Annotated in this window: 9 protein-coding genes; 5 read left to right on the top strand and 4 right to left on the bottom strand. The window is 52.9% G+C overall.

Annotation, left to right across the window (positions count from 1 at the left end; translation table 11 throughout):
- Window positions 1-5 precede the first annotated feature (5 nt).
- Window positions 6-749, bottom strand: coding sequence for an ABC transporter ATP-binding protein (locus ACGSLL_RS17735; protein ID WP_394507339.1), 744 nt, complete (start codon window positions 747-749; stop codon window positions 6-8).
- A 12-nt stretch (window positions 750-761) separates the two neighbouring features.
- Entirely contained in the window at window positions 762-1586 is an 825-nt protein-coding gene (locus tag ACGSLL_RS17730; RefSeq protein WP_394507338.1) for an ABC transporter permease, read from the bottom strand.
- A gap of 351 nt (window positions 1587-1937) precedes the next feature.
- On the opposite strand from ACGSLL_RS17730, the gene gmd reads away from it, so the two are divergent.
- The 5 genes from gmd to ACGSLL_RS17705 all read left to right on the top strand — a co-directional run bounded on the left by gmd (window position 1938) and on the right by ACGSLL_RS17705 (window position 8279).
- Window positions 1938-2969, top strand: a complete 1032-nt coding sequence (gmd, locus tag ACGSLL_RS17725) for a GDP-mannose 4,6-dehydratase (protein WP_394507337.1) — start codon at window positions 1938-1940, stop codon at window positions 2967-2969.
- On the top strand, window positions 2969-3865 hold the full coding sequence (locus ACGSLL_RS17720) for a GDP-mannose 4,6-dehydratase (RefSeq protein ID WP_394507336.1): 897 nt from the start codon (window positions 2969-2971) through the stop codon (window positions 3863-3865). Before gmd ends, ACGSLL_RS17720 begins: the two co-directional genes overlap by 1 nt.
- Window positions 3866-5011: a glycosyltransferase family 4 protein gene (locus ACGSLL_RS17715; RefSeq protein WP_394507335.1), complete on the top strand. Its 1146-nt coding sequence runs from the start codon at window positions 3866-3868 to the stop codon at window positions 5009-5011.
- Window positions 5008-6135, top strand: a complete 1128-nt coding sequence (locus ACGSLL_RS17710; RefSeq protein ID WP_394507334.1) for a glycosyltransferase family 4 protein — start codon at window positions 5008-5010, stop codon at window positions 6133-6135. Before ACGSLL_RS17715 ends, ACGSLL_RS17710 begins: the two co-directional genes overlap by 4 nt.
- Window positions 6136-6248: 113 nt before the next feature.
- Entirely contained in the window at window positions 6249-8279 is a 2031-nt protein-coding gene (locus ACGSLL_RS17705) for an acyltransferase family protein (RefSeq protein ID WP_394507333.1), read from the top strand.
- Window positions 8280-8405: 126 nt separating this feature from the next.
- Here the strand turns inward: ACGSLL_RS17705 and ACGSLL_RS17700 are convergent, their stop codons facing one another.
- Complete coding sequence (locus ACGSLL_RS17700; protein ID WP_394507332.1) at window positions 8406-10625, bottom strand: hypothetical protein; 2220 nt, start codon at window positions 10623-10625, stop codon at window positions 8406-8408.
- Between the two features lie 125 nt (window positions 10626-10750).
- On the bottom strand, window positions 10751-12943 hold the full coding sequence (locus ACGSLL_RS17695) for a hypothetical protein (RefSeq protein WP_394507331.1): 2193 nt from the start codon (window positions 12941-12943) through the stop codon (window positions 10751-10753).
- Between the last annotated feature and the right edge of the window lies 1 nt (window position 12944).

Raw genomic sequence — 12944 nt, 5'->3', positions numbered from 1 at the left:
TGCCTTCAAGCTCCAAAATAGGCCGCAGTGACTGTTTCCGGATCACCATCCATTTTTATCTTTCCGTGCTCCAGCCAAAGCACTCGATTACATGTATGCATCACGAGTTCGCGAGAGTGGCTGGCGATGACCAGGATGTTGGTCGACTTCACCAGTTCATTCATGCGGATCTCGGCTTTGTGTTTGAACCCTTCGTCGCCCACCGACAGCCACTCATCCATCAACAGTATTTCCGGCTTGATGGTGGTCGAGACCGCGAACGCAAGGCGCAGGTGCATGCCCGAGGAGTAAGTCCGAATTGGCATGTCGACAAAGTCACCCAGCTCGGAGAACTCAATGATCTCTTCGAGTTTCTCGGTGATCTGGGCCTTGGTCATGCCCAGAATGCCGCCGCGCAGATAAATATTTTCCCGTCCGGTCGCTTCCGGGTCTGTACCCAGGGATATATCGATCAGTGAGCCGATCTCACCCTGTATACGTGCGGTGCCCGAGGAAGGTTCGTAGACGCTGCTGAGCAAGCGCAACAAGGTACTTTTGCCCGCGCCGTTATGACCAAGCAGTCCGACACGGTCGCCATCGCGCAGGGTGAAAGTCAGGTCTTCGAGCGCTCTGACGATAACGCGTCCCTGTTGGTCGGCCCCAAGTTGCCCGCCAGTGGCGACCTGGATCAAGCGCTTCTTCAGGGAGCGGCCGTTAGCGTTATAGATCGGAAAATCTACACAAACATTTTTGAATTCAATCAAGGACATTAGGAGTTCTTCTTAGAGCCAGTATGCAATGCGGCGCTTGTAGCGGCCATATATAACGAGCGCAACAACCCAGCCAACAATGGCCATCCCCACGGAGACCCACCAGTTCGTCTCGGTTGGCAGTTGCCCGATCAGGGGCGAGCGCACCACCGACATGATGTGATAGACAGGGTTCAGATCAAGCAGGTACAAGCCGGCACGTTGTGGCAGCAGGTTAGGCATCCACATGATAGGTGTCAGATAGAAAACCACTTGCAGCAGACTGCCGACAATTTGCGGCAGGTCGCGGTAGCGCGCGCACAAGACGCCCAGCAGCAAGGCAATCCAGGTCAGGTTCAGCAGGGCCAGGATGAACCCGGGAATACTGATGAAGGCGAGCCAGGTGATTGGCTTTCCAACCGCCAGTAACACCAACGGAAATATGACGATGTTATGGCCCAGGATGAGAATGTTGCGCCAGATCATCCGCATGATGTGAGCAAACATGGGAATAGGCAGTTGCTTGATGATGCCTTCGGCCGCAATGAAGCCGGTACATCCTTCCGTGATGACGGTGGACATGAAGCTCCAGAGAATCATGCCAATGGCGAGGAACGGCAAGAATTCCTGGATCGGCGAGTTGAAAATCTGTCCGAATACTACGCCGATGGTGCCAATCATCACGCCCATGCTGATTGTCAGCCAGAAAGGACCCAACGCGGACCTTCTGTAGCGCTGCCGAACGTCTTGCCAGCCGAGCATCCCTACCAAAGCGTATCGTTTGGTCGCTGCGACGATATCCAACAGCGCGATACTTACTGAACCATTGCGCATTAATAGCACCAGATTATTGATCAAAAAAACACGCCATTTTAGGCCTGGGTGCCGGCAGTGTCACTCTTTCTAAGTCTTTTCTTTCTCATTGTCCGCGCAAGGCTTTGCGCTGGCTGTCGCGATGCTCGAATGAGGTTTTCCAGGCGGGATCGATGCGCACAAGGATATTCGTACACAGCCGTGAAAACAGGGTTGTACGCGTTGGGTGGCAGAGGCGAGTCGGCTGGTACATCTGTTGCAAAAGGTTAAGGTATCGTCGTGCGCGGCAGCATTCTGTATGATTGCGGAAATTTGCGGCTCTCATCGAGAAGAGCCCTTATCGCGTCAATACTACAGAGCCTGTCAAGGCACTCAAATGGAGTTCAGAGGATTCGCATGAAAGCTATCGTTACTGGCATCACTGGGCAAGACGGCGCCTATCTGGCGGAACTGCTGCTGGAAAAGGGCTACACGGTTTATGGCACCTATCGTCGGACCAGTTCTGTCAATTTCTGGCGTATCGAGGAGCTGGGGATCGAAAAGAACCCTAATCTGCATCTGGTCGAATACGATCTGACCGATCTGTCGGCCAGCATCCGCCTGCTCCAGACGACGGAAGCGACCGAGGTATATAACCTCGCTGCCCAGAGCTTCGTAGGCGTGTCTTTCGATCAGCCTCTGACCACGGGTGATATCACCGGTATGGGCTGCGTGAATCTTCTGGAAGCGATTCGTATCGTCAATCCGAAGGTGCGTTTCTACCAGGCTTCGACTTCGGAAATGTTTGGCAAGGTGCAAGCCATTCCGCAAATCGAAAGCACCCCGTTTTATCCTCGCAGCCCCTATGGCGTTGCCAAGCTGTATGCCCACTGGATGACTATCAACTACCGCGAATCCTATGGAATCTTCGCCACCAGCGGCATTCTTTTCAACCATGAGTCCCCATTGCGTGGTCGCGAGTTCGTGACTCGAAAGATCACTGACTCGGTCGCCAAGATCAAGCTTGGTCTGCTTGATAAGATGGAACTGGGTAATCTGGACGCCAAGCGCGACTGGGGTTTTGCCAAGGAATACGTAGAAGGCATGTGGCGCATGCTGCAGGCAGACGAGCCGGACACTTTCGTTCTGGCGACCAACCGCACCGAAACCGTACGTGATTTCGTCACCATGGCGTTCAAGGCGGTAGGCATTGACCTGGACTGGAGCGGCGTTGCCGAGGACGAGCAGGGCACGGATGCGGCCACTGGCAAGGTGCTGGTGACGATCAACCCGAAATTCTATCGTCCGACCGAGGTGGAGTTGCTGATTGGCAATCCGGCCAAAGCCAAGGCAGCATTGGGTTGGGAGCCGAAAACCACGCTTGAAGAGTTGTGCCGCATGATGGTCGAAGCTGACCTGCGTCGAAATGAAAAAGGATTTTCGTTCTGATGATTATTGCCGGTAAACGCGCGCTGATTACAGGGATTCAAGGTTTCACCGGTCGATATATGGCCGCCGAGCTCAAAGCCGTTGGCTATGAGGTGTTCGGAACGGGAACACAACCCTCGGATGAGGCTGGGTATTTTCAGGTGGATCTGGCTGACGGCTCTGCTTTGCGTGATTTGCTGGCAAATATTCAACCTGATGTGGTGGTGCATCTTGCGGCATTGGCCTTTGTCGGGCACGGTGCGGCGGATGCTTTCTACCGGGTCAACCTCATCGGCACTCGCCATTTGCTGGAGGCGATTGCTGCTTGTGGAAAAGTACCGGACTGCGTACTGCTAGCGAGCAGCGCAAATGTCTACGGTAATGCTTCAGCCGGGCTGTTGAGTGAAATAACAGCCCCGGCTCCGGCCAATGATTATGCTGTTAGCAAGCTCGCAATGGAGCATATGGCGCGTCTTTGGCATGACAGATTGCCAATTGTAATCACGCGCCCCTTCAACTACACCGGCGTTGGTCAGGCTTACAGCTTTCTGCTACCCAAGATTGTTGCGCATTTTCGCCAACGGGCTGAAACGATTGAATTGGGGAACCTGGATATCTCGCGAGATTTCAGCGATGTCCGGGCAGTGGTCAAGGCCTATCGAGGATTGATTGAGGCCAGGCCGGTCGGAGAAACCGTCAATGTCAGTTCCGGCACGAGTCATACGCTTCGCGAAATTATCGATATGTGTTCCGCATTCACCGGCCATCAACTCAGGGTCGAAGTAAATCCTGCTTTTGTGCGTGCCAATGAAGTGAAAATCCTGTGCGGTGACAACTCCCGCCTGCGTGAATTGGTACGAGGCTGGGAGACCCCAAGACTGGCTGAAACTTTGAGTTGGATGCTTTCGGCGGAATAAATGAAGCTAGTCCTATCTGCCGAGCCGATCCGCTTCCCGCTGACCGGTATTGGCCGCTATACCTATGAACTGGCGTTGAGGCTTCAACGCAACTCTGAAATTACCGACCTGCAATTTTTTGCGGGTCGCCGTTTGTCGCTTGAATTGCCCACTGCAGCTGATGAATCCGGCCGCAGTTATGGCTTGAAGCGAGCAATACAAAAAAACTTTCTGGCCGTAGAGGCCTATCGTTTGCTGATGCCGATGCTGCGAAAGGCCGCACTCAAGGGGCATGGCGACTTCCTTTACCACAGCCCCAATTACTATCTGCCGCCTTTCGCGGGACGTAGTGTGGCGACATTTCATGATCTCTCGCCTTTTACCTGGTCTCATTGCCACGCACCACAACTCGTTCGCTATTTGCAGAAGGAACTGAAAACTACGCTGGTTAGAGCTGATGCCTTGATAACGGACTCAGAATTCACACGGCGAGAGCTTTCTGACTATTTCTCTTGGCCGATCGAGCGAATACACACGGTGCCGTTGGCCAGTTCCCCAGAGTTTTATCCAAGGCCGGAGCATGAAATCAGTGTCACCCTGGCTCGGTATGGTCTTCATTCAAACGGCTATACGCTATTCGTTGGCACTATCGAGCCACGCAAGAATATCGAGACGTTGCTGGCTGCCTATGAGCGGCTTCCCTTGGCCATGCGTACTCGTTGGCCCCTCATATTGACGGGTTACCACGGCTGGCGCAGTGATGCGATTCATCAAAAGCTGGAGCGTGCACGACGCGAAGGGTGGGCGCACTATCTCGGGTTTGTGCCAAGTGCAGATCTCCCTTTGCTGTTTGCCGGGGCACGCTTATTTGCCTTTCCTTCCCTCTATGAAGGATTCGGATTGCCGGTGCTCGAAGCCATGAGTTCCGGCGTGCCAGTCGTATGTTCCAACAGCTCTTCCTTGCCCGAAGTGGCAGGTGAAGCAGCGCTGATGTGCGCACCCTTGGATATCGACATGCTCACTGCTCTGCTGGAGCAAGGATTGACTGATGAAGCATGGCGTGAAACGGCAATTATCAACGGTATTGCACATGCACAACGTTTCTCCTGGGAGCGTTGCGCCCAGGAAACCTTTGAGGTCTACAAACGGGTGGCTGGTAAGAAATGATCAAGGTCCTGCATTTTTTCAAAACTTACTATCCAGACACTATGGGTGGTATCGAGCAGGTCATTTTTCAGATCGCCCAAGGGGGCGCCAGGCACGGTTATTCGTCACAAGTGTTGTACCTCAGTGAGCGAGGGGCAGCTCGCAACGAGCCGGTGGGCAATCACATAAGTCACCGTTCGAAGCTGGACATGCATGTAGCTTCGACAGGGTTCTCGCTGTCGGCTTACAAGGATTTCTCACAACTGGCCCAAGAGGTGGATGTAGTTCACTACCATTTTCCGTGGCCCTACATGGATTTGCTGCATTTTGCCAGCCGGCATGGAAAGCCCACAGTCCTTAGTTATCACTCCGACATCGTCAAGCAAAAGACTCTGCTCAGGCTTTATCAGCCATTGATGAACCGGTTTCTAGCCAGTGTTGACTGTGTTGTGGCGTCTTCGCCCAACTATGCGCAGAGCAGCCCCGTACTGACTCGCTTGCGCGACAAGTTGCAGATCATTCCGTATGGTCTCGATGCATCGACGTATCCTGTGGCGACTGAGCAGCTGCGTGCCGAATGGCGCACCAGAGTTGGTGCGAAGTTCTTCCTGTTTGTCGGCGCGCTGCGCTATTACAAGGGGCTCGATTATCTCCTTGAGGCAGCCAAAGTGACGGGATTACCGGTTGTCATTCTCGGCGGTGGACATGAGGAAGCAAATCTCAAAGCGCAAGCTGTGCGACTTGCGCTAACGAATGTGCATTTCCTCGGTGGCTTGGGTGATGAGGACAAGGCCGCATTGTTGACGTTATGCCATGCTTTTGTGTTCCCCTCGCACCTTCGTTCGGAATCATTCGGTATTTCTCTGCTCGAAGCTGCTATGTATGGCAAGCCCCTGATTTCCTGTGAAATCGGCTCCGGCACCACCTTTATCAATATCGCAGGAGAAACCGGTCTTGTGGTTCCGCCGCGGGATTCGGCCGCGTTGGCCGGCGCCATGAATGCGCTATGGAACGATGAGCAGATGGCCAGCGACATGGGTCAAAGAGCCTTGCATCGCTACGAAGATGTATTTTCGGCCGACGACATGGCTAAAGCCTATGCCGCAATCTATGAAGGCCTCTGCAGAAAAAAACATAAAGGCTGATAAAGGACTCACGCCCTCTCGTGGGAGAAGGGTAACTGAACAGAATGTCAGACGATGTGATTCGCCTTTCTGAGTTCCCGGAATATGAAAAGTCGGCCGCCCGGTAGCTATCCATGACTGCAAACGAAATGCAAAACAACAGGTTGTCCGCCTCCGTTGTGATCGGCAATGTCCGACACATTGGTTATCGTCCAGATATTGATGGTCTGCGCGCTATCGCTGTTTTGGCCGTATTGGTTTTTCATGCATTTCCAGCCTGGTTGCCGGGCGGTTTTGCCGGGGTGGATGTGTTCTTCGTCATCTCCGGCTTTCTTATTTCAAAGGTAATACTGGCAGCGTTGGAGCGAGGAACGTTCACGGTTGGTGAGTTTTACTCGCGGCGTATCCGGCGCATCTTTCCAGCATTACTAACGGTCCTGCTGTGTTGCCTTGCGTTCGGCTGGAACACAATGCTTGCCGAAGAATTCGCACAACTGGCGAAACATGTTCTTGGGGGGGCAACGTTTGTTTCAAACTTGATGTTGTGGAGTGAGGCTGGTTATTTTGACAGAGCCTCCGAGTTGAAGCCGCTTCTGCATTTGTGGTCGTTAGGAATCGAAGAGCAGTTTTATATTGTCTGGCCATTGTTGCTCTGGGCGGGCTGGAGACTGCGTATTTCCATATTGGCCATTGCGATTGTCGTGGTTCTCGCTTCACTTGCCTTGAACTTGGCGGATGTTCATGAGCATACGACCGCGACGTTCTACTCGCCGTTATCCCGGGCTTGGGAGTTGGGTCTTGGTGCGGTGCTGGTTTTAGGTATTCAGCATTTCCGGGGTGTCCCGAAAAATCCATTGTCCGGCACTGTCTTGTGCGTGTTGACTGCGCCAGTTGTTCGCGCAACGCTCTCAATCATCGGATTACTCCTCATCGGTTATTCGTTTCTAAGGTTCGAAAGCACGCTGCCGTTTCCTGGCGCATGGGCGCTGCTGCCCACCCTTGGCGCCGCGCTGATCATCGCCGCAGGATCCCGATCATGGGTTAATCGGGTAGTGTTAGGTCATCGTGCGATGGTTGCCGTTGGTCTTATCAGTTTTCCGTTATACCTTTGGCATTGGCCTGTACTGATCTTCGCCAGGCAAGCCTATCCGCAGGGGCTGTCCTGGGAGGTCCGATTGGCAGGGTTGTTGGTCAGCGTGATTCTTGCAACGTTGACTTACCTGTATATCGAACGCCCATTACGAGCGAGTACGAACAACCGAGTCAGCGTATTCGTACTCTGCAGCGTAATGGGCGTCCTGATCGCACTGGCGGGCACTATCTACAAGTCCAACGGTTACCCCTCTCGTTATCCTCCTATTATTCAACGAGCAACGGAGTACGATCTTGAAGGTTACCGTGCAGCATTACGCAACGGTATTTGTTTTATCGAGTTCGGTCATGATGCGAGGGAATACGCACCCGAGTGCGTGGATAACGGCGAAAAGCCTCTTTGGGTATTATGGGGAGACTCGGGAGCGGCCGCTCTTTATTCCGGGCTGCGCGGTCTCGCGGAACGTTCTGCCGCCTTCCGCATTGCGCAGTTCACGTCATCCTCCTGCCCTCCGATGTTGGGTTATAAGGGCAAAGGGGAGGGTTGTGAGTCGAATAATGAATGGACTATCGAAAAGGTCCGCGAGCTCGTTCCGGATACAGTAATTCTTGCCGGTATCTGGGAGGATTATGAAATAACGCAACTAGCCGCGACCATCGCGCAAATAAAGCAGGCGGGGGCTCGCCGAGTCATCGTGTTGGGGCCAGCGCCTGCGTGGAAAGATACGCCTTCACGTATCGCCTTCAATCTATGGCGAAATGATCCGTTCCATCGCGTGCCTTCTGAGCGGCTGGATTATGCCAAATACGGGATGGGGCAGGGCGCAATCGGCGAGAAAGGTATGGATACCCGTACCGAAGTCATAGAGCAAAACTTGAAATACATCGCCGAGCAGGCTGGCGCTTCGTACATATCGATTGTGCAGAAAATGTGCAACGAGGAAGGTTGTCTCATGCGCGAGTCAGCAATGAGCGGCGATGCTTTCTATCTGGATATTGTTCACCTTACACCTCACGGTTCTGCTTTTGTAATCAAGGCGATCGCTAGTGAAATGGGTGTCAATGATCGCTGATACAAGAAAGCAGTCGATTGTGGTCACCATACCGGTGCGCCGCAACCGACTGCTGGATCTCTTTACTCTGTTCTCCTGAGGGATGACACGTGTCATCCCTGTTGTGCGATCAGAACCAAACAACCATCATTTTAGCGGTGCAATGTGCACACCTGCCAATCTGGCCGACAGACCATAGTAGGTATCGTCGGTCGGTGAGTTGAACTCTAAAGTGTTAGTGCCACTGGTCAGGGCGCCTGCTTCGATTCTGGCCTGGAAATCACCCGCGCCACTCCACTGAACCGGCAAGACCTTTCCGTTGAGGCTAATAATCATGCTGCTGGAAGGTGATGTGCTGGCAAAGATATTGAAAGTGCCATTGAGTTCGTAGGCTTTCGATTGATCGGGCGCAAACTCGAAAACAAGGGTCGCTTCTTTCTCGACTTTCCAGGCGGTGGGTTGGTGGTGAAACTTACCAACGTCCCATTCGGTTTCACGCCATCCGGTACCGTGAGTGGGGATCTCCATGCTCCACCATTTGCCGAACGTCCAGTCAAACCGGTCGTTGACAATCGAGTCCCGGAAGTTGATGAAACGAGTTTTTGCATTGAGCGTCTCGAGGATGCTGGCACGGCGTTCCGGAATCGAACCTTTAACATTCGACGCAGGGGTAGGGTGCTCTAAACCTTCCGGTTGTTTACCGATTTCCAATGTAACGATCGATGATTTCGGTATCACCAGATCAGGGGGCGGAGCTGATGCCGGAAAGCCGGGGCCGCTAACCGACGTAGGGTACTGAAATGCCCAGTTCTCCGCAGTTTCTACGCACTTACCCTTGCGCCCGAGCTCATCCGAGTGTTGCCAATGCCTGCTCGGCATATGACAGACCTGAACGTTCCTCACTGGTTTGTTATATAAAAAGGACAGGGAACCCGTCAGGCTCTCATTAATGAACATCCACCTGTAGTCCAGTCGGTTGCCATAATCAAGAATCAATAAAGTCTTGTTCTCAATGTTGCCATCAAATTTTTCGGTGACTTCGTTCAGCACGCTTGCCTGAACTTTGGAGATCTCGACGTAGTGGTGAAATTGATACAGTTGAAAGGATAGGCCTACGGCGACAAAGAACCCCGCGCACAGGTACGCCACGATTCTGGACGCGCCATAAGCGACGCTCAGCAAGGCAATCACCAACAGGGCAGCGCCAGGCGTTGCGAACAGGAACGTTCGTTGGCTTATGAGAAGGTGCGAGTACGATATCAAAAAAGGAAAGTAACCGAGCAGTATCAGAATGATGCCTGAAATGGCCAGTCTGATATTTACGCTAAACGTATTGCGAACAGAATCGGTTTTGGTGTCGTTATCAAGTTTCAGGAAAGTCGCGACGACCACAAACAAGATTGCACAAGCGATCACCGTATAACCGTAACTGCTATATTCCTGAGCGGTTATACGAACGGCGTCAAACCATCCGCCCAGTGTGCTTCTGAGTAAACCGACACTGAACAGTTTCGGGTAGGTGACCTTGATCGTTGTCAGCCAGTCCGTACCGGCAACGCTGGCCTGATAACTGTTTATCAATGGCGCGGTACGTATAGCGTAAATGACGTACACGAGCGCGCCGGCGGCCCAGATCGCATGCTCGGCGAGTTTTTGCGTTATCTGGATAGTTGCAAGCTTGAGGCCGTCCCTTGAAAAGAGGATCAAAGCAGGAATGCAGGCGAGCAGAAGCGAAGCCTCGTACATGAAACATGCTGACGCAAACAACGCGCTGGATACGACACTCAACAGGCAGCCATGGAGTTTTCGCCGCTGCGATAACGCGTGCATGAAAATTGCGCTGCCGAGCAGTGCAAGGCTCAATGCCCAGTTGATATGCAGCCCCCTGAACGATAGCTGCATGGTGTCTGCTGGATAGACGATGACCAATATGCTGGCGATGATTGCCAGTCCCGCGCTACCGGTAACTTTTTTAATGATATAGCTGACGGTCGAGCCCTTGATAAGCAGCGCAAGCATCAGCAGCACGTGCCAAAAGAAGAACGAGTTGTTGTCCAGCCAGAAAGCCACCGCGTGAGGGAACACAGTCAGTGGTCTCATGGCATGCAAGGGCAGCGGACTGGAAGTGTCCGCCAGGAAGAACACGCCATGCTGGACGAAAAGTCCAAGCACTCCCCATTCCTCGATCAGGCCGGTCAATGCGAAGCCGAAGGGTAGCCAGAGCAGGAAAATGACCACGGTTGCTGGAAGAATATGTACCAGCCAGTGTTTTGCAAGAGGCCGAGGATCGTCAATTGAGGGATGTTCGGGCGTTAAAAACGGGGGACTCGTGTTCATCGATGGCCTTTCGCTCATTTTCAGTTCCATGGCTTTCTTGCAGGTTGAAGTTCAGATTCTCGGCTAGCCGAATTTGGAGACATCAACAATCAAAACAGCCGGTAATCGACTCGTCGTACAATCAAATGCTTGCAAATGAAATTGTGCGTCACGTTTCAGTTGTGCTGTCTTACAACTTTTATCCAGTCGAGCCTGGCGGAAATTCCCCCTTGAGCGGGATCTACGCTGGAAACAAACTCGATAATGTTGCGTCCGGTCTTGAGCGCTGACTGTGGCACATGACCGTTGAATTCGCCGTTTTCCTTCCATTGCAGCGTTACGGGATATCCATTTACCTGAATCTCCATCTCGGAGCGGATGTTGGCATTGGCAAAAGCGCTAAAAAAACCGCTGATGCTGTATCGGTCTGGTTTCGGTTCAAGATCAAAAACAAGCGAAGCCTGTGGTGCATTTATCCAGGCGGAGGCAATGTGAGCAGTCCGCCGGGTTCGCCATTCGGTGTTACGCCACCCCGATCCCGCTATAGGGGGAGCCATGCTCCACCATCTGCCAAAATCCCAGTGATACTCATCGTCGGCCCGGTTGCGAAACTTGAAAAAGGCGAACCAAGGGTGCGTCTCGGTGATGCCGCGTAAGCGAATACCCGTAGCGGATGTGCTCGATGACAGTTGCTCTCGCCAGGCTTGCAGTTCTGCACTTGCCGACATTGTCAGACCGTTACCTACCTCGACGGTAATGACTTGTGCCTCGGTCAGTTTTTTGCTGACAGGCGCCTGTGAGCCAAACGGGGCAGGATAGTTGAGTGTCCAGCCTTCTGCGGTTTCTTCGCATGTTCCCTTGCGTTGCAAGGGGGCTGTCTGCTGCCATTCGTGACTGGGCATATAGCAGACTTCGAGGGCATCGACAGGTTTGCCATACAGGTGAAATAACAGGGCGCTCAGATCAGGATTGAGAAACATCCAGTCGTGGTTCAGCTCATTCGAATAATCAAGGATCAGCACGGTTTTGTTAAGTGCATTGCCATCGAAATTATGCGCGATGTCATCGAGAATCGATTGTTGTCTTTTTGAAATGTCGATGTAGTGCTGGAACTGAAACAGCTGTGCTCCCAGTCCCGTAAAAATGAACACGGCAGCGAATATCCCTGTGCTGATCTTCGAATAACGATAAAGAACTTGAAGTACAGCGAGTAGCACCAATATGGCGCCAGGTGCGGTGTAGAGGAATGTCCGCTGGCTGACAGCCATGTGTGCAGGATTGAAAATGAACGGTAAATAGCCGAGACAGACGAGAATGAGGCCGACGGCAATCACACGACTTGTCAGCTGCCACTTCAGTTGCACTTCCGCCACTGAAAGTGCTTGAGTTCGCAGGCTTCTTGCAAGAACGGCGATCAAGCCCAGAAGCGTCACGGTGGCAACGACGAGGTACCAATAGCTGCCGATTTCGGACCAGGTTATGTTCCATGCATCGATCCAGCCACCGAGGATGCTTCTGTTCAGGCCCAGGCTGAATATCTTCGGGAAAGAGGTCTTGAATGAGTTGAACGCGCTGTCGCCGACCACAGCACTTTGATAGCTATGTACTTGGGGCAACGTGTAGAAGACGTAAGCGATATAAGCAATCGGCGCGGCGGCCCATATAACGTACTGAGCGTAGAACACCTTAAAGTGCGCGATCACTCCGGACGCTCCGATCCGGATAAAAACAATCAGTGCCGGAGTTGCAGCCAGCAGCAGCGCTACCTCGTACATTGTGCACGCTGCTGCGAGCAGCAGACTGGCGAGCGCACTCATTGCCAATGAGCAAGCCTTTCTTTTCTGTTCCAGAGCATTGAGAAACAAGGCGCTGGCGATCAATGTCAAGCTAAGTGCCCAGTTGATGTGAATCGACCGGAATGACAACTGCATGGTATCGGCAGGAAATACGATTATCAGGACGCTGGCCAGCATTCCCCATTTCAGTGTCCCGAAGATGCGCGTTATCAACATGCTGGTGGCCATGCCTTTCACTACCAGCGCGACAATCAGCAAAATATGCCAATAGTTGAACGATGCAGGGTCGAGGCTGTAACCAATGGCGTGAGGAAAAACCGTCAGGGGGCGAAGTGCGTGTGCTGGCATTGCACTGGATGCGTCAGCTAGGAAAAATACCCCGACTCTGCTGAATAGCCCGATAACTCCCCATTCTTCCAACAGACCGGTAAGGGAAAAGCCAAATGGCAACCAGATGAAGAGTACGATCATTGCGGCTGGTGCGATATGCGCCAGCCAGACCGGTTTTTTGTCGTGACATGACAGCGCGCCGAAAGATGGCGCCGCTCGATGCAGGGGTGTTTTGCGAAGCATG

It is taken from the genome of Pseudomonas retamae, from assembly GCF_043496865.1.
GTDB lineage: Bacteria > Pseudomonadota > Gammaproteobacteria > Pseudomonadales > Pseudomonadaceae > Aquipseudomonas > Aquipseudomonas retamae.
This window is presented reverse-complemented; position numbering and strand designations above follow the sequence as displayed.